Consider the following 20,084-nt stretch of genomic DNA (forward strand, 5'->3'; position numbering starts at 1 on the left):
CTCCCAATAAGCATATTGAAGTTTGCCAATCTATTACCGCGGCGTCAAGCCTCGCCGCGCTCCCGGGCCGCGACGACGCCCGCGAGGGCCGCGGCCGTGCGGGCGACCGTGGCATCCGGGTCCGCGGCGAGGGGCCGGAGCAGGTCGAGCGCGAGGCCCGGCGGGAGCTCGGCGAGGGCCTGGACCAGGCGCAGCCGCGCCGCGGGCGCGGCAGAGGCGAGGGCGTCGGCGAGGTCGTAGGCGATGGCCGCGGCGGGCCCGGGGTCGGCGGCGAGCGCGCCGAGGACTTCGGCGGCGTCGACGTCGTTGGCGCCCTTGACGATCATGTCGACGAGGACCGGGATCGCGGCGGCGCTCCCCCGGACGCCGAGCGCGAGGGCGGCGCGGGCGCGCACCGCGGTGTCCACATCGTCCAGGACGGTGTCGAGCGCCGTGGAGGACTCGTCGCCGGGGATCTCGGCGAGGGCCGTGGCGGCGCGCAGCCGCACGGCGGCGTCCGGCGATGCCAGGCCGGGGACGAGGCTCGCGACGACGCCGCTGTCAGCGCGGGCGAGGGCCCACTGGAGGGCCCCGGCGACGTGCGGGTCCGCTTCCGCGAGCACGGCTTCGACGAGCAGGGCGGGGGGCAGTTCGGCTTCGAGTGCGGCCTGCTGGCGGCGGGCCGCGCTCGCGGAGCCGAGGCCGCGGAGCAGCTCCACGATGCGGAGCACGTCCTCCCAGCCTTCGGGGTCGGAGGCGTCGACGGCCTTGAGCCGCTTGAGGAGTTCACGCTCGCGGGCGAGGCGCTCCTCGGCGGCGGCGGTGAGGTCGGCGATGAGCGCGGCGGGCGCGAACCCCGGGTCGTCGAGGACCGCGCCGATCTGGCGCAGCGACAGGCCCAGGGTCCGCAGGCTCTCCACGTGGAAGATCCGCCGGATGTCGGCGTCGGCGTACTCGCGGTAGCCCCCGGTGGTGCGGCCGGTCGGCCGCACCAGGCCGAGACTGTCGTAGTGCCGGAGCATCCTGGTGGAGACGCCGGAGCGGCGCGCGACCTCGCCGATGAGCATTACGCCCCCGGTTCCCGGCCGCCGAGCGCGGCGAGCCGCTTCGCGGCGTCCACGGCGGGCTCGAACGCGGCGTCGGGGTCGCGCAGGAGCCGCTCCGTCGCCGCCGCGTGGGCCGCCACGACCGGGTCCTCGTTCGCCATGGCGTCCTTGAGGACCGGCTCGGCGTGCTCGCCGAGGGCCGCGAGGGCGCGGCTCAGGCTGCGCTGCACTTCCCGCCCACCGCGCCCGAACTGGGCGGCGAGTTCTTCGGCGAGCGCGCGCTCCCCGCCGTCGGGAACGAGGACCACGGCCGCGCGCCAGGCGGCGCGGGCGGCCTCGTCGTCCCCGTCGCGCAGCAGGTCCCGCGTGATCGCGGGCCAGGCGCGCGCGTCGCCGACCTTCGACAGCGTGTGCAGCGCCTGGGCGCGGGCCTGCGCGTTCGGCGATGCGAGCTCGGCGAGCAGCAGCGGGACAACGGCGTCGGCGGGCAGCCGGGTCAGCGCCCACGTGAGCATGTCGCGGACGTAGAAGTCCGGCTCGACCGCGCACCGCGCGATCAGGGCCTCGGCCAGCGCCGGGTCGGGCTCGGTGCCCGCGGCGAGGGCGGCCTTGAGCCGCACCGAGGCGTCGCGGGCGGCGAGCGCGCCGGTGAGCGTGCGTGTCGTGTCCATGGGGACCACCTCCGCCGTCAAGTGAAGACCTTGCCATCGTGTCAATGTCAAGCGGTTCGCGGGGGAATTCGCGGCGGACCGATGAGTCCGGGGCGCGCACGCGGTCATAGAGGGAGACACTGAATCGAGAGAGGACCGCATCATGAGCCTGCCGCCCGCGCCCCCCGGTGGTTTCCGGACCTTCCTGCACGTGCTGGTCAACACGGCCGTTGCGAACGTGACCACGAGCTTCCTGTGGTTCGGGCTGACGTTCTGGATCTACGTGGAGACGCGGAACGTGATCGCCTCCGCCGTGGTCGCCGCCTCGTACATGATCTTCGTGTCGCTGTTCGGCATGTTCTTCGGCACGCTCGTGGACCGCTTCCAGAAGAAGGCCGTGATGCTGTGGGCGACCCTCGCGGCGCTCGCGGTGTTCGTCCTCGACGCGGCGTTCTTCTTCGCGGTGGGCGAGGAGCGGATGCGGGACCTGTCGCTGCCGTGGTTCTGGATCTTCACGGTGGTGATGCTCGCGGGCGCGGTCGTGGAGCAGCTGCGCGGGATCGCGCTGTCGACGACGGTGACGCTGCTGGTCCCGGCGGACCGGCACGCGAACGCGAACGGCCTGGTCGGGACCGTCCAGGGCGTGGCGATGCTGGTGACGAGCGTGTTCAGCGGCCTGGCGATCGGGTTCCTGGGCATGGGCTGGACGATGATCATCGGCATCGCCGCGCTCGCGCTGACGCTGCTGCACCTGGTGCCGCTGGCGATCCCCGAGGAACGGAAGGCCGAGAGCGAGGCGCCGGGTTCACTGGTGGACCTGCGCGGCGGCTGGCTCGCGGTGCGGGCGGTGCCGGGCCTGGTGGCGCTGGTGCTGTTCACGACGTTGAACAACCTGTTCGGCGGGGTCGCGATGGCGGTCATGGACCCGTACGGGATCGACATGTTCGGCGTCGAGGGCTGGGGTATCTGGTTCGCGGTGGCGTCGACGGGGTTCATCGCGGGCGGCGCGGTCGTCGCCAAGCGGGGCATCGGGAGCAACCCGATCCGCACGATCCTGCTCGTGGTGATCGCGCTGGGCCTGGCGGGCGCGGTGTCGGCGGTGCGGGAGCTGGGGTGGCTGTTCATCCTGGGCGTGTGGCTGTTCATGGCGCTGATCCCGGCCGCGGAGGCCGCGGAGCAGACGGTGATCCAGCGGGTGGTGCCGTTCGAGAAGCAGGGCCGGGTGTTCGGGTTCGCGATGACGTTCGAGGCCGCGGCCGCACCGGTGACGGCCCTGGTGATCGCGCCGGTCGCGGAGCTGCTGGTGATCCCGTACATGCGGACCGACGAGGGGCGGCGGCAGTGGGAGTGGCTGCTGGGGACCGGGGAGTCGCGGGGCATCGCGCTGATCCTGCTCCTCGGCGGCCTCGTCTGCGCGGCGCTCGCGGTCCTCGCGATGCTCGCGCCGCAGTACCGGCAGCTGAGCGCGAAATACCGTGCGGCCGTTGAGGAGTCGCAGGCCGAGGAGCCGGAGCAGGTCGCCGCCTGACCCTGCTGCTAGATTTCCCGCCGTGACGAAGGTGATGATGGGGCCGCTGTACCTGGCGGGGTTCACCACGGCGTTCGGCGCGCACGGCATCGCCTCCGTGCTCGGGGCCGAGTCGGACGACATCGGCCTCACGCTCCTGGGCCTCGGCGCGGTCCTGGCGCTGTACGACGTCGCGGAAGTGATCTTGAAGCCGGTCTTCGGGGCGCTGTCGGACCGGATCGGCGCGAAACCGGTGATCGTCGGCGGACTCGCGGCGTTCGTGCTCGCTTCGCTCGCGGCCCTGATCGATCCGACGCCGCTCGTGTTCGCCGTCGCCAGGCTCGGGCAGGGCGCGGCGGCCTCGGCGTTCTCCCCCGCCTCGTCGGCGGCGGTCGCGCGCCTCGCGGGCCGCGAACGGCTCGGCCGGTACTTCGGGCGGTACGGCGCGTGGAAGAGCCTCGGATACGTGCTCGGCCCGCTCATCGGCGTGGGCCTGACGCACCTGTTCGGCATCGAGGCGGTCTATGTGGCCCTCGCGGTGCTCGCGGCCGTCGCCGCGGTCTGGACGCTCGCGTCGCTGCCCGCCCTGCCGGTCGTACCCCGACCCCGATATACCCTTGCCGACCTGGTCAGACAGACCACCGAGCGGGGCTTCCTCGTGCCGACCGCGCTGCTCGCGACCACCACGGCGGTGCTCGGCGTGGCGGTCGGGTTCCTGCCGCTCCTCGCGGTCCGGCTCGACCTGCCCGCGCTCACGGGCGCGGCGGCCGTCGCGGTGCTGGCGCTGGCGTCGACGGCGGTGCAGCCGCTCGTGGGGCGGCTGCGCGACGCGGACCGGATCGCCGACCGCACCGGGACCTCGGCCGGGCTCGCGCTGGCGGCGGTCGCGCTGGGGCTCATCGCGGTTGCGCCGCACTGGTCGACGCTGCTCGGGTCGGCGGTGCTGCTGGGCGTCACCGTGGGGTCGGTCACGCCGCTGGCGTTCGCGCACCTCGCGGCGGCAACGCCCGAGGAGCGCATGGGCCGCACCATGGGCAACGCCGAACTCGGCCGCGAACTCGGCGACGCGGGCGGCCCACTGCTCGTCGGCGCGATAGCCACGGCCGCAACGCTTCCGGTGGCGCTGGGCGCATTGGCGGCGCTGAGTCTCGCCTCGGCGGGGCTGGCCCGGTTCGGCCTCGTGCGGCGCCGGCCGGTCGGCTGACGCTCAGGAGCGGGCGAGGGCTTCGACCGCGTCCGCCACCTCGTCGAGACCGGCCGCTCGGGAGGCCTTGACGAGGACGACGTCACCCGGGGCGAGGCGGTCGCGGAGCCAGTCGGCGGCGCTCCCGTTGTCCGGCAAGGCGACCGCGCCCTTCCCCGCGCCCTCGGCGAGGAGGCGGGCCTCCGCTCCTACCGCGACCACGATGTCGGCCCGGGCGGCCGCATACGCGCCGATGCGGCGGTGCTCGGCGTCGGCGACCGAACCGAGTTCGGCCATCTCCCCCAGGACCGCGATGCGCCGACCGCCCTCGATCACCGCCAGCGAGTCGAGCGCCGCCAGACACGAATCGGGGTTGGCGTTGTAGGAGTCGTTGAGGAGCACCACGCCGTTGCCGAGTTCGCGCAGTTCCATGCGCCACTTGGAGAGCGAGGCGGTCGCCAGCGCCTTCGCGGCCGCGTCCAGCGGCACGCCCGCCGCGAGTCCCGCAGCAGCCGCCGCGGCGGCGTTGAGCGCCTGGTGGGCGCCCGTGACCGGGAGCGCGACCCGGGCCGTCCCCTCCGCGATCCGCAGCGCGAAGGTCGGGCGGCCGAGGCGGTCCAGGGCCAGGTCCGCGACGCGCACATCGGCTTCCCGCTCGCGGCCGAAGGTGAGCACCGGCCCGTCGGTGAGGGCGCGCATCGCGGCGACGCGCGGGTCGTCGGCGTTGAGGACCGCCGTGCCGCCCGGGGCGAGTCCCTGCACGAGTTCGCCTTTCGCCTTCGCGATGGCGTCGCGGGTCTTCATGTAGCTCAGGTGCGCCTGGCCGACGTTCAGCACCACGCCGATGTCGGGCGAGGCGAGCGTCGCGAGGTCGGCGATGTCGCCGCGCCGCCGCGCGCCCATCTCCAGGACCAGGTGGCGGGTGCCGGCGTCGGCGCGGAGCATCGTGATCGGGGTGCCGAGCTCGTTGTTCAGCGACCCGGCGGTGGCGACCGTGGGCGCGGCGCTGCCGAGCACCGCCGCGATGAGGTCCTTGGTGCCCGTCTTCCCTTGGGAGCCGGTCACTCCCGTGACGGTGAGGCCGCCGTGCAGGAGCGCCACCACATGGGCGGCCAGGGCCTGGAGCGCGTCCTGCGCGTCGCCGACGACCACCGTGGGCAGCACGGTCGGGCGCGAGCCGAGCACGGCGACGGCGCCCGCGTCGCCGGCCTGGGCGGCGAAGTCGTGGCCGTCGGCCTGGTCGCCCGCGAAGGCGACGAAGAGGCCGCCGGGGGCGGCGTCGCGGCCGTCGAGGACGGCCGGGCCGGTGACCCTGACGGCGGGGTCGCCCGCGACGGTCCCGCCGGTGATCGCGGCGATGTCGCCGAGGTCGAGCGGGATCATGCGGCGGCTCCGGTGCGGTTCGGTGTCATGCGGGGAAGTCAAGGCCGCGGGAGGTATCGCGGGCGTATGGAAATCCGCATACGCCCTGACAACACGGACGGGTCGAGACTCCTCGCCATGACCGAAAGCGAACCCGCCCGCATCGCCGTCTTCGGGTGCGGTCCGGACGAGGCCGACGCGTTCCGCGCCCTGGCCGACCGGATCGACCCGGTGCTCACCGACGCGCCCGTCACGGAGGCCAACGTCGCGCTGGCGTCCGGGGCCCGGTGCATCAGCATCGGGCACAAGACCCGCGTGTCGAGCGCGACGCTGCTCGCGCTCAAGCGCGCCGGCGTCGAGTACATCTCCACCAGGAGCGTCGGCTGCAACCACGTGAACGTGAAGTACGCCGAGAGCATCGGCATCACCGTCGAGAATGTCGCGTACTCGCCCGACAGCATCGCCGACTACACGCTGATGCTCATGCTCATGGTGCTGCGCAACGCCAGGTCGACGGTGCTGCGCGCCGACGTCCACGACTACCGGCTGTACGAGGAGCGCGGCCGGGAGCTGCGGGACCTCACGGTAGGCGTGGTCGGGACGGGGCGGATCGGCGCGGCGGTGCTCGACCGGCTGCGCGGGTTCGGGTGCCGGGTGATCGCGTTCGACAAGCGGCCCAAGGCCGACGCGGAGTACCTGCCGCTGGACCGGCTGCTGCGCGAGAGCGACGTGGTCACGCTGCACACGCCCCTGAACGCGGGCACGCACCACCTCCTCGACCGCGGCCGCATCCACCGGCTCAAGCCCGGCGCGGTCGTCGTCAACACCGGGCGGGGCCCGCTCATCGACACCGAGGCGCTGGTCCCGGCCCTGGAGGCCGGGCGGCTCGGCGGCGCGGCGCTCGACGTCATCGAGGGCGAGGAGGGCGTGTTCTACGCCGACCGGCGGGACCGGCTCGTCGGGAACAACGCGCTGGAGCGGCTCCAGAAGCTGCCGAACGTGATCATCAGCCCGCACACCGCGTACTACACCGACCGGGCGCTGCGCGACACCGTGGAGCACTCGGTCGCGGGCTGCCTTCGCTACGAGGAGAAGAGGAATCAGCATGGCTAGGCTCAGGATCGCCGTCCTGTTCGGCGGTGCTTCGGAGGAGCACCCCGTGTCGGTGAAGTCGGCGCGGGAGGTCGCGAAGCACCTCGACACCGCGAAGTACGAGCCGCTGTACGTCGGGATCACCGAGGGCGGCGAGTGGCGGCTCTGCGAAGGGCCCGAAGGGGACTGGGAGCGGGACTCGCGCCCGGCGGTGCTCTCGCCCGACCGCGGCGTCCACGGGCTGCTGGTACTGGACCACGGGAAGTACGAGGAGGTCCGGCTCGACGCGGTCGTGCCGGTCCTGCACGGCCGGTACGGCGAGGACGGCTCGGTCCAGGGGCTCCTGGAGCTGTCGGGGATTCCCTACGCGGGCTGCGACATCGCGGGTTCGGCGCTGTGCATCGACAAGTCGCTGACGTACCTGGTGGCGCGCAGCGCCGGGATCGCGGTGCCGGAGTTCCGGATCGTCGCCGAGGGCGAGGAGCCCGACCCGGCGTCGCTGAGGTACCCGGTGTTCGTGAAGCCCGCCAGGTCGGGGTCCTCGTTCGGGGTGAGCAAGGTGTCCGGCCCGGAGGAGCTGGCCGGCGCGATGGCGGAGGCGCGGCGGTACGACGCGAAGGTCCTCGTGGAAGAGGCCGTGGACGGCGCGGAGATCGGGTGTGCGATCCTGGGCAGCGGCCCGGACCTGGTCGCGGGCGAGGTGGACCGGATCGCCCTGACGCACGGGTTCTTCCGGATCCACCAGGAGGAACGGCCCGAGACCGGCTCGGACAACTCGGTGGCGATCGTCCCGGCCGACATCCCGGCCGCGTCGCGGACGCTCGTCCAGGAGACCGCGAAGGCCGCGTACCGGGCCCTTGGCTGCAAAGGACTGTCGCGAGTGGACATGTTCCTCACGGAGGACGGCGGGGTCGTCCTCAACGAGGTGAACACCCTGCCGGGCATGACCTCCTACAGCCGCTATCCGCGGATGATGGCGGCGTCGGGGCTGGACATGGGGGCGGTGCTCGACCGGATGATCGCCCTGGCGCTGACGGGAACGGGGCGTTGAGGGACGGCTTCGTCTTCGTCGACGAGGCGCTCCCGGGCGTCCGCTGGGACGCCGTGTACGCCGGGCCGCGCAACTTCACGGGGCGGCCGGTCGAGGGGTACCTCGCGGACCGGATCGCCGGGACCGTGGAGCTGTGCGCCGCGCTGGAGCGGGTCCAGGAGAAGGCGGCTTCGCTCGGCTTCGGCCTGCACCTGTGGGACGCGTACCGGCCGCAGCGCGCCGTGGACGCGTTCCTGCGCTGGGCCGAGGAGCCCGAGGACGGCGCGGCGAAGGCGCGGCACTACCCGAACATCGGGCGGCACGAGATGGTGGCGCGCGGCTACGTGGCGCCCCGCTCGGGCCACAGCCGCGGGTCCACCGTGGACCTGACGTTCTTCCGCCTGGACACCGGTGGGCTCGTGCCGATGGGCGGCGGACACGACCTCATGGACCCGGTCTCGCACCACGGCGCCGAGGGCGTGGCGGAGGTCGAAGCGGCGAACCGCCGGGACCTCAGATCGGTCATGGAGTCGTGCGGGTTCCAGGCGTATCCGTGGGAGTGGTGGCACTACACGCTGCGGGACGAGCCGTACCCCGACACGTACTTCGACTTCCCGATCGAGGAGGGGCCGTGCTGATCCGCAAGGCGCGCAAGGAGGACGCCGCGGCGCTCGCGGTCCTGCTCGGGCAGCTCGGCTACCCGCAGGACGAGGCGTCGGCGGCGGCCCGGATCGCGCAGTGGGACGCCGACGATTCCGGGGCGGTCCTGGTGGCCGATGACGGGGAGGTACTCGGCGTGATCGCCGTGCACGTCGCGCCGTTCTTCGAGCGCGAGGGCTCCTGGGGCCGGATCGTGGCGCTCGTCGTCGCCGAGGAGGCCCGCGGGCGCGGGGTCGGGGCGCGGCTCGTCGCGGCCGCGGAAGACTTCGCCGCCGCGCGCGGGTGCGTCCGGATGGAGGTCACCAGCAGCGACCGCCGGACCGGCGCGCACCGCTTCTACGAGGGCCGCGGGTACGAGAGCCAGGCCGGGCGGTCGTCGCGGTTCCTACGGCCGCTCGGCGGGTAGGCGGACCGTGGCCGCGAGCCCCCCGCCCGCACGGGGGGCGAGCGTCAGCGAGCCGTCGTGGGCGCGGGCGATGCTGTCGGCGATCGCCAGGCCCAGGCCGATGCCCACGTGGTCGGTGCGGGTGCGCCCGCTCCCCCGCTGGAACCGCTCGGTGAGCGTCGCGACCAGTTGCGGCGCGAGGACCCTGCCGGTGTTCTCGACGGTGAGGTACGCGTCCCCGGCGTCGACGCCCGTGGCGACGCGGACCTCCCCGCCCTCCGGCAGGTTGTGGACGATCGCGTTGTGCAGCAGGTTCACCGCGAGCTGGAGCAGCAGCGAGTAGGAGCCGCTCGCGGGCGCGGCGTCGCCGGCGACCTCGACGGACACGCCGCGGCGCTCGGCGAGCTCCAGCAGCGACTCCGCGGCCTCCTCGGCGGCGAGCGAGAGGTCCACGTGCTCCTTCGCGAAGGCCCGCTGGTCGGAGCGGCTGAGCAGCAGCAGAGCCTCGGTGAGGTCGATCGCGCGGGCGTTCATCAGGTGCAGGCGCTCGATGAGCTCGCCCGGGTCGCGGGACGGGTCGGAGCGGGCCACTTCGAGCATCGTCTGCGTGATCGCCAGCGGCGTGCGCAGCTCGTGGGAGGCGTTGGCGGCGAACCGCTGCTGCTCGGCGACGTGCGATTCGAGCTGCGCGAGCATCGAGTCGAAGGAGTCGGCGAGCTCGCGGAACTCGTCCTGGCGGCCGGGCAGGCGGATGCGGTGGCCCAGCGCGCCGCCCGCGGCCTCGCGGGTCGCCTCGGTGATGCGGGTGAGCGGCGCGAGCATCCGCCCGGCGAGGAACCAGCCGCCGCCGAGGCCGAGCAGCAGCAGGAACACCAGGGACGCGAGGGCCTTCGGCGCGAACGCCCGCCACAGGTCGAGCCGCCCGGGGATGAACAGGCCCGGCCCGATGGTCCCGTCGGGGCCCCTGTCGCCGCGCAGGGTGATCGCCTCCATCGGCACGTACCGCAGCAGGAACAGCCACACGATCGCCAGCAGCAGCGAGCCCGCGACCACCAGGAACAGGGCGTAGGAGATGGTAAGTCGCAGGCGGACCGACAGGCCTGGCCTCCTATCCACGGCCGGGCTCCTCGATCCGGTAGCCGACCCCGGCCACGGTGGCGATGACCCACGGCTCGCCGAGGCGCTTGCGCAGCGCCGAGACGGTGATGCGCACGGCGTTGGTGAACGGGTCGGCGTGCTCGTCCCACGCCTTCTCCAGCAGCTCCTCGGCGCTGACCACGCCGCCCTCGGCGGCCACAAGCACTTCGAGGACCGCGAACTGCTTGCGGGTGAGCGCCACGTACTTCCCGTCGCGGTAGACCTCGCGGCGGAACGGGTCGACGCGCAGGCCCGCCAGCTCGCGCACGGGCGGGCGGTGGTGGGCGCGCCGGCGGTCCAGGGCCCGCAGCCGCAGCACCAGCTCCCGGAACTCGAACGGCTTCGTCAGGTAGTCGTCGGTGCCGAGTTCGAACCCGGACGCCTTGTCGTCCAAGCGGTCCGCGGCGGTGAGCATGAGGATGCCCATGCCGGTGCCCGAGGCGACGATCTCGCGGGCGACCTCGTCCCCGGAGGGCCCGGGGATGTCGCGGTCGAGGACCGCGATGTCGTAGGAGTTGACGCTCAGCAGCTCCAGGGCCGTGTCGCCGTCCCCGGCGATGTCGGCCGCTATGGCCTCCAGGCGGAGGCCGTCGCGGATCGCCTCCGCGAGCAGGGGTTCGTCCTCGACGATCAGTACGCGCATAAGGAACACGATGCTACGGGCCCGCACCTATCGCCCGCATATCGAAAAGCGCATACGGCCCCATAACCGCGCAGTCCGTTCACTGGTGGGCATGACCCACTCGACGATCTCGCCCGCGCGCCGGGCCCTGGGCGCCCCGCACGGCGCCGTCCCCGCCGGGACCACCGTCTTCGACGACGTCCCGGCCGTGGCGAACCTCGACCCGGACCTCCTCGCGGCCCTGCGCCGCGCCGCCGCGGCCGCCGCGGGCGACGGCGTGGTCTTCCAGGTCAACGGCGGCTGGCGCTCCCCCGCTTACCAGGAGGAGCTGCTCAGCGAGGCCGTGGCCGAGCACGGCTCGGCGGAGGCGGCGGCCCGCTGGGTGTCCACGCCCGAGACGTCAGCGCACGTCGCGGGCCGCGCGATCGACCTCGGCCGGGACGCCCGCGCCTGGCTCTCGCTCTACGGGGCCGCCTACGGGCTGTGCCAGATCTACCGCAACGAGCCGTGGCATTTCGAGCTGCGGCCCGACGCGGTCGTGCACGGCCCGCCGCCGATGTACCCGGACCCGTCGCACGACCCGCGCACGCGCCGCGGGTGAGGATCAGGCCCGGCGCGACAGGAGCGCGAACCCGGCCGCGGCGGCGACCGCGAGGGCCGCGCAGGTCCACAGCGCGCCGTCCGTGCCGGTCGCGTCGACCAGGGTGGCGACGATCGGGATGCCCGCGGCCGTGCCGATGTAGCGCATCGTGTTGTTGACGCCCGAGCCCATGCCGCCGCGGTCGGCGGGCACGGAGTCGATGCTCAGGCGCGTCAGCGCCGGGTTCGCGGCGCCGTAGCCCGCGCCCGCGACGAGGAGCGCGGGCGCGGCGTGCCACCAGGACCAGCCGTCGGACAGGCCGGTCAGCAGGGCCGAGCCCGCGCCCGCGACGACCAGCGCGAGGACGAGGAGCATCGCGGGCGTCAGGTTGAACCGCTTGACCTGCAAGGAGACCACGAACGCGGCCGTGGACCAGAGCGCGACGACCACGGCCGTCTCGACGGAGCCGAGGACCGCGTCCGACTGGTACACCGTCGGCAGGTAGCTCATCATGCTGATGACCGCGATCCCCGTGGCGAGCGCGCCGAGCGAGGCGATGAGGAACGCCGGGCGAGCGAACAGGCCCGGGTCGAGCATGGGCTCGCGGGCGCGGAGCTGCACGGCGATGAACGCGGCGGAGCAGACCGCGGCGGCGGCGAGGAGCGCGATGACGACCGGGTCGGACCAGTCCTGGCGGCCGAGGGTGAGGCCGGACATGAGCGCGGCGACACCGAGGCCGAGCGTGACGGTGCCCGCGATGTCGGCGCGCCGCGGGTGCTCGGCGCGGGACTCGGGGAGGACGAGGCGCCCGGCGACCGCGAGGGCCGCCGCGGCGGCGGCGTACAGCCAGTAGGGGCCGTTCCAGCCGAGCGCGGCGTCGAGCCCGGCGGCGAGGACCGCTCCGGCGCCGACGCCGAGGCCCATCATGGCGCCGTAGACGGCGGTGGCGCGGCGGCGCTCGTCGGGGCCGGTGAAGACGGCGCCCATGATGCCGAGGCTGGCGGTGAGGAGGGCGGCGCTGGCGGCGCCCTGGATGACGCGCGCGGTGGCGAAGACCGCGGTGTTCGGGGCGAGAGCCGCCAAGAGGACCGCGGCGGCGAAGAGCCAGGCGCCCGCGGTGAGGACGCGGCGGCGGCCGTGGTTGTCGGCGAGGTTCCCGGAGGTGAGGAGGGGGACGGCGAGGCCGAGGGAGATGGCGTTGATGATCCAGGTCTGGCCTGTCTCGCCCGCGTGGAGGTGGGCGGCGGTCTGCGGGGCGAGGATCAGGGGCGTCGAGTAGTTGAGGATGACCAGCAGCGGCGCCGCGCAGAGGAGGGCGAGGACCGTGCCGGTCCTGGTGGTCGGGCGGGTCGGGGCGAGGGTCGCCGTCATGGATGCTCCTAGGTTCGGTCAATGAACTCACCGGAGCCTAGCACTGTTGGTTCAGTGAACGAACCGGGGTACGATGCGGTCATGGCACTCGGCAAGGACTACCTGGGGCAGGACTGCTCGCTGTCCCGCTCGCTCGAACTGCTCGGCGAGCGCTGGACCCTGCTCGTGGTCCAGAACGCGATCTACGGGGTGCGCCGCTTCAGCGACTTCCAAGTGCGCCTGGACATCCCGAAGGCCGTCCTGTCGGACCGGCTCGCGCGCCTGACCGAGGGCGGGGTCCTGGAGAAGCGCCCCTACCAGGCGTCCCCGCCGCGGTACGAGTACGTGCCGACCGACGCGGGCGTGGAGCTGTGGCCGGTGGTGTACCAGCTGGGGGTGTGGGGCTACAAGCACATCGGCGGCGAGCCGCCGCGCCTGTTCCGGCACGCCGAGTGCGGGGCCGGGCTGCTGCCGTCGACCGAGTGCCCGCAGTGCGGGCCGGTCCACCCGAGGGACGTGGAGATGTATCCGGGCCCGGGGCCGAAGCGCACCGACCGCGTGAGCCAGGCGATGAACCGTCCCAGGCGCCTCCTCGAACCGCTCGTGCTCGAACCTCAGGCGTAGCGGGCGGCCAGCGCGGCGGCCCGGTCGCGGAGGGCTTCGCGGAGCGAAGCGGGGGCGAGGGCCTCGGCGTCGGGTCCGAGGCCCCACAGGGCCCATTCGGCATGGCGCGCATCCTGGAAGGCCACTTCGAGGCGGAGCCGTCCGTCGGGGTCGGGGATCTCGGTGAGGACGGCGACCGCGCTGTCGAGGAGTTCTTCGCGGCGGGCGGGGTCGACGCGGACGAGGACGTGCAGCCGGTCGTCGGCGAGGAAGCGGGCGGCCCGCTCGCGCCAGATGCGGTCGAGGTCGACGCGGTCGGGCCGTTCGGCGGGCTCGTCGAGCGCTTCGGCGGCCTTGACGCGGGAGAGGCGGTAGGTGCGGTCGGCGCCGGAGCGGGTGGCGAGCAGGTAGGCCTTGCCGCGCACGGTGACCAGGCCGATGGGGTCGACGGTGCGCCGCTTCGGGTCCTGTCCGGCGGCGGCGTAGTCGATGCGGAGCCGCTTCCCGGCGAGCACGGCGCGGCGGACGGTGTCGAGGACGGCGGGGGGCACGTCGTCGGTGGCGGCGCGGCGCGAGAGCAGGTCGGTGCCGGGTTCGAGGAGGAACCGCTGCGCGGCGTCGTTCGCGTCGGCGCGGTGGGGTTCGGGGAGGGCGTCGACCACTTTGCGCAGGCCGGAGGCGAGGGCCGGGCCGAGGCCGAACGGGCCCGCGGTGAGCAGCGCGAGGGCCTCGTCGCGGGTGAGGCCGGTGAGCTCGGTGCGGAAGCCCGGGAGGAGCGAGAAGCCGCCGTGGCGGCCGCGTTCGGCGTAGACGGGGACGCCCGCGGCGGAGAGGGCCTCGATGTCGCGCAGGACGGTGCGGGTGGAGACCTCCAGTTCGGCGGCGATGGCGTCGGCGGTGAGGCGGCCGCGCTGGCGCAGGAGGAGGACCAGGGAGACGAGTCGGTCGGCGCGCATCGCGACATCCTACTGGAATACCTGACACAGGGTGTCGTGTATTCCTGGGAGGCTCCTTGTCGCGGCGCCGAACGGCGGCGCCGATCCGATGAATGGAGTGCTGTGGCAATGGAACGGACCGCGGTGAACCCGGTGGAGTGGTCGCTGGAGCTGGGCTTCAACCAGGGCGAGCTGGTGTCGGGGCAGACCCGGACGCTGTACTGCGCGGGGCAGACCTCGACGGGGAAGGACGGGCGGCCGGAGCACGAGGGCGACATGGCCGCGCAGCTGGCGCTGAGCCTGGACAACCTGGAGGCGGTGCTCGCCGGGGCGGGGATGTCGCTGCCGGACCTGGTGCGGCTCAACGTGTACACGACCGATGTGGACGAGCTGCTGCGGCACTACGGGGTGCTGGCGGGGCGGCTCGCCGCCGCCGGGGCCGCGCCCGCGTCGACGCTCCTCGGAGTGGTGCGCCTGGCCGCGCCGGGCCTGATGGTGGAGCTGGAGGGGACCGCGGCCGCCTAGGGGGTGCGGGGCGGTACAGCAGTCTGTACCTGCGTTTCACCAGGTGAGGGCATTGGGCGCGACGGCGTTCCGCCGTACCGTCGTAGCCATGGACACGACATCTGGAGGAGCCATGAACGACTTCCGCACCGCCCCGCCCCGGGCCGCCGTCAGCCACGACAAGATCGTCAACCGGGCGCTGTGGGCCGGGTTCATCGGAGGGGCCGTGCTGAACGCGTTCATCCAGATGATCGGCCTGGCGCTGCTCGCCATCCCGTTCGGGGTGCTCGCGCTCGCCAGCGGCGTCGGATTGATCGTGCGCGCCGTCGTGCGGCCCAAGCAGCGGTAGACCGCCGGTTGGCTCGCGCGCCACGATCCGATCCCCAACAGGAGGCGCGCGAGCCAAGGCGGTCGGCGGATCGCCGGGCGGCCTGGAAGGGGGCCGCCCGACGGAGCCGACATCTACTGTGTACACCGCCACGGCCGGGGAGGACCCGGGGCGGTGTACCGCTTTCTTCGGCACGCGACAGCGGACGTGCGCGAATTCGACTGGACCACAAGCGATTCGTTGTCGCGAAAGTCTCTTGCAGACCCCGAGGGTTGTACAAGTACAGAGTACGTGATTCAATTGCATCGTTCACGTACGGGGTACGTGCTCCACGTGGACAGGAGGCCGGACCGGTCGTTCGGCCGTGCCCGACGTTCTCCGGCACCGGCGGTGCGCGCACCGAAAGCCGCCGGTGCCGGGCCCGACGCCGTGGGCCCGACCCACTGGCCTGGGCCGGGCCCACGGCCCCGGACCTACGGCTCCAGACCCCTGAGGATGATGCGCAGCCCCGCGCGGAACCGGGCCAGCGCGTCCGATTCGGCTGCGGCGGCGCCGATCTCAGCGAGGCGCGGGAAGCGCTCGGGATCGGGGGCGGCTGCGTCCGGCTCGGACTCCTGGGCCGGCTCGGGCCGGGGCGACGCCAGCTCGACCTGCGCAAACCCGGAGACGTAGCCCGAGACGACGCGGAACGCCACGAGCAGGTCGGTCCCGCGGTAGCCGCCGCGGTGCAGCGCGGCGAGCATCGCCTCCGAGGGCGTCAGCGCCGACTCGTGGAGGGCGCCGCGCGCGAGCATGAGCGGGATGGCGTTCGGGTGGTCGCGGACGGTGAGCAGCACGCCCTCGGCGACGGCCGCGACGGCGTCGCGCCAGTCGCCGCTCTCGGGCTCCTCCCAGGTGGACTGGGCCATGACGGCCTCCGTGACGAGTGCTTCGAGGCCGGTGCGGCCGTCGACGTAGTTGTAGATGGTCATCGCGCCCGTGCCCAGTTCGGCGGCGAGACTGCGCATCGTCAGGCCCGCCAGGCCCCGTTCGTCGACTATGGACAGCGCGGTGGCCTGCAACCGCTCTCTCGTGAACTTTCTGGGCGCGGGCAATACTGCTCTCCTCGTTCGGGCACCACATGGCGTCGGATGATGGGAAGACGCCATTGGAAAGGTACCGAACGGTTGTGACAGGAGTGCGCGCTCGTCCCGATCGGGAACGCGCGGAAGCCGCCCGGCGTCGTCGGCGGGCGGCCATCGCTACGGGGCTATTCGCGCACGGCGCTTCTCGTGATCATGCCCCCGTAGGCGGAGCTCATCGGCGGACAGCTCACGTACGACGGGACGTTGGAGACGGTCTGCCAGACGGAGGGGTAGCGGGTGAACGCCGGCCCGCCGTCCTCAGGCCGACAGTCCACGCTCGCGCGCCACGACCCGCCGTTGGCGTGCGAGCAGATGCCCACCCAGCCTTGGTTGTACTTGTAGTGGGTGCATCCGGTCGGCAGGGACTGGATGGTCACGTCGCCCGCGGTCGCCTCGACGGCGGCAGGAGCCGCGACAGGGGCCGCGGCGGCGCCCTGGATGCCGCTGAGCAGACCGGCCGCCATCGCGATCGAGGCGAGCAGGCCGAACAAGGTCCTCTTCATATGACTCGTTCCTCTCGTTACCCGCGGGAGTGGTCGATCGCGGACTTCCAGATGCCCGCGTACTGCGCGCTGGAGCTGCCCGGGCAGTAGGCGTAGGACCAGCCGTACCGGCGCCACGCGCCGTCGGCCTCGTAGACCTCGCCGGCATTGTCCTTGCACGTGACGGAGGCGGCGTAGGACCCGCCGTTGGCGTGGTCGCACTTGGCGACCGCACCCCAGGGCTTCTGCACTTGGTAGGTGCATCCGGTCGGCCAGTCCATGATCGAGACGTCCTGGGCCGCGGCGGGGGCCGCGGAACCGATGGCGAGGAGGCCGGCGGTCGCCGTGCCGATCAACGCGGCCGTCACGGCCCGTCGGAGGCGAGTTCTGAGCATCGCGCTTCACCTGCTTTCTGCGTTGTGCACCGATGTGCTTCGGTGATCCGCTTCACATCATGCGGAACGCGTGTGGTGATAATGTGGCGGTGCTGTGGTGCGCGCAGACAGATTCGACCCTGTTCGGTTGGCGCGGAAGGACTTTCGCATCGACCACATGGGTCGTGGAGACACGACCGGCGGAGGTCGGCATGGCTGCGACGACGGTGCGGTTCCGAGTGCTGGGGCCGATGGAACTAGTGGTGGACGGACGGTCGGCCACGCCGGCGGGCTTCAAGCCGCGCGCGCTTCTGGCGCTGCTGCTGGTCGGCGCGAACCGCATGTGCGAGCGGGACTGGCTGATCGACCAGCTCTGGGCGGGGCGGCCGCCGAACGGCGCCCCGGCCACGTTGCGCGCGTACGTGTATCAGATCCGCAAAAGACTGCTCCGACTCGGCGTCGGCGCGGTCCTGCACTCCCGCGACGGCGGATACCTGCTGGAGGCCGCCGCCGGGACGGTCGACGCGCTCCGCTTCGAGGCGCTGTCCGCACAGGGGCGCGCCGCGCTGCGGGGCGGCGCACTGGAGGAAGCGGTCACGGCGTTCCGGGAGGGTCTGGCCCTATGGCGGGGTACGGCGTTCACGGGAATCGACGTGCCCGCGGTGCGGGACCGTGCGCGGCAGCTCGACGAGCTCCGTCTGGAAGCGACCGAGCAGTGCCTCGGCGCGGAACTCGACACGGGCGCGGCTGTCGCCGTGTCCGAACTGGAGCACTTGGCGGCCGCGCACCCGCTGCGCGAGGGCCTGTGGCGGCTGCTCATGCTGGCCCTGTACCGGACCGGACGGCAGGGCGAGGCGCTGGAGGCGTTCCGGCGCCTGCACCGGCTGCTGGACACCGAGCTCGGGGTCAAGCCGTCACCGGAGGTCGAGCTGCTGCACCGGCGGATCCTGGACTCCGACCCCGGGCTCCAGCGCCCCGCTCCCGCGACCGCTCCCGCGGCGGTGACCGTGCGGACGCTGCCGCGCCAGCTGCCCGCCGCCCCTGCGCACTTCACCGGGCGCGAAGCGCAACTGTACGAACTGAACGGACTGCTGGAGGCGGGGACCGCCGCGGTGGCGGCGGTGACGGGGACCGCCGGGGTCGGCAAGACCTCCTTCGCCCTCCACTGGGCGCACCAGGTGTCCGACCGCTTCCCCGACGGCCAGCTGTACGTCAACCTGCGCGGCTTCGACCCGGTCGGGCAGCCCGTCGCGCCCGGCGAGGCGGTCCGGGCGCTCCTGAGCGCGCTCGGCACCGCGCCCGAGGCCGTCCCCGGCGACCTTGACGCGCAGATCGGCCTCTACCGGAGCCTGGTGGCGGACAAGCGGATCCTGCTCGTCCTCGACAACGCCCGGGACGCCGCGCAGGTGCGCCCGCTCCTGCCCGGCGGGCGCGGCACGGCCGCGGTCGTCACCAGCCGCGACAAGCTCTCCGGGCTCGTCGCCCAAGGGGCGCGGCCGATCGGGCTGCGTCCGCTCGGCAGCGCGGAGGCCGGGCTGTTCCTGGAGCGGCGGCTGCGCAGGCGCCGCACCGCGGCCGAGCCGGAGGCGGCCGCACAGATCGCGGACCTGTGCACCGGGCTCCCGCTGGCGCTCGCGGTGGTCACCGCCCGCGCCGCCGGGAACCCGCACTTCGCGCTCGCGGCGCTCGCCGCGGAGCTGCGGGAGGCCGCGCGCCGCCTCGACGCGCTCGCCGACCCCGACCCGGCCGCCGACGTGCGAGCCGTCTTCTCGTGGTCCTACCGGGCCCTCTCCCCCGGCGCCGCAAGGATGTTCCGTCTCCTGGGGACGCATCCGGGACCGGACTTCACCGCCGCCGCGGCGGCCTCGCTCGCGGGAACCAGTGCGGCCCAAGCGCAGCGTCTCCTCACCGAGCTGGCCCATGCGACCCTCGTGTTCGAGGCGTCCCCGGGCCGGTTCGCCTTCCACGACCTGCTCCGCGCCTATGCCGCCGAACTCGCCGAAGCGGACGGCGAACGGGAGGAGGCGGTGCTGCGGATCCTCGACCACTACCTCCACACCGCCGCCGCGGGGCTGCGACTGATCAACCCGATCCAGGACCGGGTCGCGACCGCGCCCGCCCGCCCCGGCACCGCGCCGGAGGCGCTGGAGGACGGCAGGGCCGCGATGGCCTGGTTCGCCGCCGAGCACGCCGTGCTCCTCGCCGCGGTCGAGCACGCCGCGGCCTCCGGACACGACGGCCACTGCTGGCGGTTGGCATGGACCGTCTCCGACTACCTCCACCGCAGCGGGCACTGGCACGACCTCGAAGCGTGCTGGGAGCGCGTCTACGCGTTCGTCGAGCCCCTCGGCGACCACGGGGTCCTCTCGCGGGTGCAGCGCCGCCTCGCGTTCGCCCACACGCTCCTCGACCACTTCGAGGAGGCCGATGAACTCCTCGACCGGGCGCTGGAACGGTGCCGCAGGCCCGGATACGAGATCGATGAGGGCCACGTGCACCAGCTGCGCGGCTACGTGTGGCGCAGGCAGGGCCGCGGCGACGCCGCCCTGGAATGCAACCGCCGCGCGCTCGAACTGTACCGGTCGGCCGGGCACCTCGGAGGCGAGGCGATCGCGCTCAACTCGATCGGCTGGCACCTTGCCACGGTCGACGAGGAGTACGAGGAGGCGCTGGCCGACTGCGAGGCGGCACTGAAACTCGCGGAGTCCGCGGGCGACCTCGCCGGGCAGGCCGCGGCGCGGGACAGCCTCGGGTACATATACCGCAAGCTGGACCGGTACGAGGAGGCCCTCGCCCACCACCGCCGCTCGGTGGACCTCAACCGCGAGGCCGGACTGCGGTCCGGGGAGGCCGCCGCGCTCACCGGCCTCGGCGAGGTGCTCCTGGAGACCGGCGACCGCGGCGGCGCGCGGAAGGCGTGGGCACAAGCACTCGCGGTGTTCGAGGACCTCGGCCACCCGGAAGCGGAGCGGATCCGCGGGCGGCTCGCCGAGCTCGGCTAGCCGCAGGGGGCCGGATCGGCCGAGCGGCCCCGGCCGCACGCGGACCCGCCCGTCCGCACTGCGAGCGGGCCGTGCCGCGACGGGCCCCGGCCCCACCACGGGCCCCGTACATACGTTCCCGTCACATCAGGGCACCGCCCGCCGGGAAC

At 73.5% G+C, this 20,084-nt stretch carries 21 protein-coding genes; 11 read left to right on the forward strand and 10 right to left on the reverse strand.

Translation table 11 applies throughout. The features are described 5' to 3' along the window. Positions 1 to 44: 44 nt before the first annotated feature. Together B0I28_RS23110 and B0I28_RS23115 are read right to left on the reverse strand one after the other, a co-directional pair. Positions 45 to 1,046: a MerR family transcriptional regulator gene (locus B0I28_RS23110; RefSeq protein WP_106366229.1), complete on the reverse strand. Its 1,002-nt coding sequence runs from the start codon at positions 1,044 to 1,046 to the stop codon at positions 45 to 47. Further along, a complete protein-coding gene (locus tag B0I28_RS23115; protein WP_106366230.1) occupies positions 1,046 to 1,696 on the reverse strand; it encodes a HEAT repeat domain-containing protein in 651 nt (216 codons plus the stop codon). The genes B0I28_RS23110 and B0I28_RS23115 overlap by 1 nt, the downstream gene beginning before the upstream one ends. Positions 1,697 to 1,838: 142 nt before the next feature. Here B0I28_RS23115 and B0I28_RS23120 point away from each other — a divergent pair, with 142 nt between their 5' ends. Together B0I28_RS23120 and B0I28_RS23125 are read left to right on the forward strand one after the other, a co-directional pair. Further along, the gene (locus B0I28_RS23120; RefSeq protein ID WP_106366231.1) at positions 1,839 to 3,203 is read left to right on the forward strand and encodes an MFS transporter; all 1,365 of its coding nucleotides are present in this window, start codon (positions 1,839 to 1,841) and stop codon (positions 3,201 to 3,203) included. 34 nt (positions 3,204 to 3,237) lie between these two features. Further along, entirely contained in the window at positions 3,238 to 4,386 is a 1,149-nt protein-coding gene (locus tag B0I28_RS23125; RefSeq protein ID WP_106366232.1) for an MFS transporter, read from the forward strand. A gap of 3 nt (positions 4,387 to 4,389) precedes the next feature. On the opposite strand, the gene B0I28_RS23130 is transcribed toward B0I28_RS23125, so the two are convergent. Next, on the reverse strand, positions 4,390 to 5,748 hold the full coding sequence (locus B0I28_RS23130; protein ID WP_106366233.1) for a UDP-N-acetylmuramoyl-tripeptide--D-alanyl-D-alanine ligase: 1,359 nt from the start codon (positions 5,746 to 5,748) through the stop codon (positions 4,390 to 4,392). A 117-nt stretch (positions 5,749 to 5,865) separates the two neighbouring features. Here B0I28_RS23130 and B0I28_RS23135 point away from each other — a divergent pair, with 117 nt between their 5' ends. The 4 genes from B0I28_RS23135 to B0I28_RS23150 are packed head-to-tail and all read left to right on the forward strand — an operon-like array spanning position 5,866 to position 8,915. Next, positions 5,866 to 6,840, forward strand: a complete 975-nt coding sequence (locus B0I28_RS23135) for an NAD(P)-dependent oxidoreductase (RefSeq protein WP_106366234.1) — start codon at positions 5,866 to 5,868, stop codon at positions 6,838 to 6,840. Then, complete coding sequence (gene vanA, locus B0I28_RS23140) at positions 6,833 to 7,870, forward strand: D-alanine--(R)-lactate ligase (protein WP_106366235.1); 1,038 nt, start codon at positions 6,833 to 6,835, stop codon at positions 7,868 to 7,870. Before B0I28_RS23135 ends, vanA begins: the two co-directional genes overlap by 8 nt. Next, positions 7,867 to 8,487, forward strand: a complete 621-nt coding sequence (gene vanX, locus B0I28_RS23145) for a D-Ala-D-Ala dipeptidase VanX (RefSeq protein WP_106366236.1) — start codon at positions 7,867 to 7,869, stop codon at positions 8,485 to 8,487. The genes vanA and vanX overlap by 4 nt, the downstream gene beginning before the upstream one ends. Further along, entirely contained in the window at positions 8,481 to 8,915 is a 435-nt protein-coding gene (locus B0I28_RS23150; RefSeq protein ID WP_106366237.1) for a GNAT family N-acetyltransferase, read from the forward strand. The genes vanX and B0I28_RS23150 overlap by 7 nt, the downstream gene beginning before the upstream one ends. Here B0I28_RS23150 and B0I28_RS23155 read toward each other — a convergent pair. Together B0I28_RS23155 and B0I28_RS23160 are read right to left on the reverse strand one after the other, a co-directional pair. After that, positions 8,895 to 10,010 carry a sensor histidine kinase gene (locus B0I28_RS23155; protein ID WP_106366238.1) on the reverse strand — a complete coding sequence of 372 codons (1,116 nt, stop codon included), beginning with the start codon at positions 10,008 to 10,010 and terminating at the stop codon, positions 8,895 to 8,897. The genes B0I28_RS23150 and B0I28_RS23155 overlap by 21 nt on opposite strands. Continuing rightward, a complete protein-coding gene (locus tag B0I28_RS23160; RefSeq protein ID WP_106366239.1) occupies positions 10,003 to 10,674 on the reverse strand; it encodes a response regulator transcription factor in 672 nt (223 codons plus the stop codon). Before B0I28_RS23160 ends, B0I28_RS23155 begins: the two co-directional genes overlap by 8 nt. Before the next feature lie 91 nt (positions 10,675 to 10,765). On the opposite strand from B0I28_RS23160, the gene B0I28_RS23165 reads away from it, so the two are divergent. Continuing rightward, positions 10,766 to 11,254, forward strand: coding sequence for a D-alanyl-D-alanine carboxypeptidase family protein (locus tag B0I28_RS23165; RefSeq protein WP_245889081.1), 489 nt, complete (start codon positions 10,766 to 10,768; stop codon positions 11,252 to 11,254). Positions 11,255 to 11,257: 3 nt separating this feature from the next. Here B0I28_RS23165 and B0I28_RS23170 read toward each other — a convergent pair whose 3' ends face one another. Further along, entirely contained in the window at positions 11,258 to 12,604 is a 1,347-nt protein-coding gene (locus B0I28_RS23170; protein ID WP_106366241.1) for an MFS transporter, read from the reverse strand. A gap of 81 nt (positions 12,605 to 12,685) precedes the next feature. Between B0I28_RS23170 and B0I28_RS23175 the strand changes: the two genes are divergently transcribed. Continuing rightward, positions 12,686 to 13,207 (forward strand): winged helix-turn-helix transcriptional regulator, encoded by a 522-nt coding sequence (locus tag B0I28_RS23175; protein ID WP_106366337.1) that lies wholly within the window; start codon positions 12,686 to 12,688, stop codon positions 13,205 to 13,207. Here B0I28_RS23175 and B0I28_RS23180 read toward each other — a convergent pair. Then, a complete protein-coding gene (locus B0I28_RS23180; RefSeq protein WP_106366242.1) occupies positions 13,198 to 14,142 on the reverse strand; it encodes a helix-turn-helix transcriptional regulator in 945 nt (314 codons plus the stop codon). The genes B0I28_RS23175 and B0I28_RS23180 overlap by 10 nt on opposite strands. A 108-nt stretch (positions 14,143 to 14,250) precedes the next feature. Between B0I28_RS23180 and B0I28_RS23185 the strand changes: the two genes are divergently transcribed. Then, positions 14,251 to 14,646 (forward strand): RidA family protein, encoded by a 396-nt coding sequence (locus B0I28_RS23185; RefSeq protein ID WP_106366243.1) that lies wholly within the window; start codon positions 14,251 to 14,253, stop codon positions 14,644 to 14,646. Positions 14,647 to 14,734: 88 nt separating this feature from the next. Then, positions 14,735 to 14,974 (forward strand): hypothetical protein, encoded by a 240-nt coding sequence (locus tag B0I28_RS23190; protein WP_146148210.1) that lies wholly within the window; start codon positions 14,735 to 14,737, stop codon positions 14,972 to 14,974. Between the two features lie 452 nt (positions 14,975 to 15,426). On the opposite strand, the gene B0I28_RS23195 is transcribed toward B0I28_RS23190, so the two are convergent. From B0I28_RS23195 to B0I28_RS23205, 3 genes are all read right to left on the reverse strand, one after another. Continuing rightward, positions 15,427 to 16,047, reverse strand: a complete 621-nt coding sequence (locus B0I28_RS23195) for a TetR/AcrR family transcriptional regulator (protein ID WP_106366245.1) — start codon at positions 16,045 to 16,047, stop codon at positions 15,427 to 15,429. A 155-nt stretch (positions 16,048 to 16,202) separates the two neighbouring features. Beyond that, complete coding sequence (locus B0I28_RS23200) at positions 16,203 to 16,580, reverse strand: hypothetical protein (protein WP_106366246.1); 378 nt, start codon at positions 16,578 to 16,580, stop codon at positions 16,203 to 16,205. A gap of 17 nt (positions 16,581 to 16,597) precedes the next feature. Continuing rightward, complete coding sequence (locus B0I28_RS23205; RefSeq protein ID WP_146148211.1) at positions 16,598 to 16,954, reverse strand: hypothetical protein; 357 nt, start codon at positions 16,952 to 16,954, stop codon at positions 16,598 to 16,600. A gap of 242 nt (positions 16,955 to 17,196) precedes the next feature. On the opposite strand from B0I28_RS23205, the gene B0I28_RS23210 reads away from it, so the two are divergent. After that, positions 17,197 to 19,935 carry an AfsR/SARP family transcriptional regulator gene (locus B0I28_RS23210; RefSeq protein WP_181245919.1) on the forward strand — a complete coding sequence of 913 codons (2,739 nt, stop codon included), beginning with the start codon at positions 17,197 to 17,199 and terminating at the stop codon, positions 19,933 to 19,935. Positions 19,936 to 20,084 lie beyond the last annotated feature (149 nt).

Origin of the sequence: Glycomyces artemisiae (assembly GCF_003002955.1) — a bacterium.
Taxonomy (GTDB): domain Bacteria; phylum Actinomycetota; class Actinomycetes; order Mycobacteriales; family Micromonosporaceae; genus Glycomyces; species Glycomyces artemisiae.

Excerpts from the sequence above, each read along its gene's own strand:
- B0I28_RS23110 (WP_106366229.1), bottom strand. The coding sequence starts at position 1,046 with ATGCTCATCGGCGAGGTCGCGCGCCGCTCCGGCGTCTCCACCAGGATG.
- B0I28_RS23115 (WP_106366230.1), bottom strand. The coding sequence starts at position 1,696 with ATGGACACGACACGCACGCTCACCGGCGCGCTCGCCGCCCGCGACGCC.
- B0I28_RS23120 (WP_106366231.1), top strand. The coding sequence starts at position 1,839 with ATGAGCCTGCCGCCCGCGCCCCCCGGTGGTTTCCGGACCTTCCTGCAC.
- B0I28_RS23125 (WP_106366232.1), top strand. The coding sequence starts at position 3,238 with ATGATGGGGCCGCTGTACCTGGCGGGGTTCACCACGGCGTTCGGCGCG.
- B0I28_RS23130 (WP_106366233.1), bottom strand. The coding sequence starts at position 5,748 with ATGATCCCGCTCGACCTCGGCGACATCGCCGCGATCACCGGCGGGACC.
- B0I28_RS23135 (WP_106366234.1), top strand. The coding sequence starts at position 5,866 with ATGACCGAAAGCGAACCCGCCCGCATCGCCGTCTTCGGGTGCGGTCCG.
- vanA (WP_106366235.1), top strand. The coding sequence starts at position 6,833 with ATGGCTAGGCTCAGGATCGCCGTCCTGTTCGGCGGTGCTTCGGAGGAG.
- B0I28_RS23160 (WP_106366239.1), bottom strand. The coding sequence starts at position 10,674 with ATGCGCGTACTGATCGTCGAGGACGAACCCCTGCTCGCGGAGGCGATC.
- B0I28_RS23165 (WP_245889081.1), top strand. The coding sequence starts at position 10,766 with ATGACCCACTCGACGATCTCGCCCGCGCGCCGGGCCCTGGGCGCCCCG.
- B0I28_RS23170 (WP_106366241.1), bottom strand. The coding sequence starts at position 12,604 with ATGACGGCGACCCTCGCCCCGACCCGCCCGACCACCAGGACCGGCACG.
- B0I28_RS23175 (WP_106366337.1), top strand. The coding sequence starts at position 12,686 with ATGGCACTCGGCAAGGACTACCTGGGGCAGGACTGCTCGCTGTCCCGC.
- B0I28_RS23180 (WP_106366242.1), bottom strand. The coding sequence starts at position 14,142 with ATGCGCGCCGACCGACTCGTCTCCCTGGTCCTCCTCCTGCGCCAGCGC.
- B0I28_RS23185 (WP_106366243.1), top strand. The coding sequence starts at position 14,251 with ATGGAACGGACCGCGGTGAACCCGGTGGAGTGGTCGCTGGAGCTGGGC.
- B0I28_RS23190 (WP_146148210.1), top strand. The coding sequence starts at position 14,735 with ATGGACACGACATCTGGAGGAGCCATGAACGACTTCCGCACCGCCCCG.
- B0I28_RS23200 (WP_106366246.1), bottom strand. The coding sequence starts at position 16,580 with ATGAAGAGGACCTTGTTCGGCCTGCTCGCCTCGATCGCGATGGCGGCC.
- B0I28_RS23205 (WP_146148211.1), bottom strand. The coding sequence starts at position 16,954 with ATGCTCAGAACTCGCCTCCGACGGGCCGTGACGGCCGCGTTGATCGGC.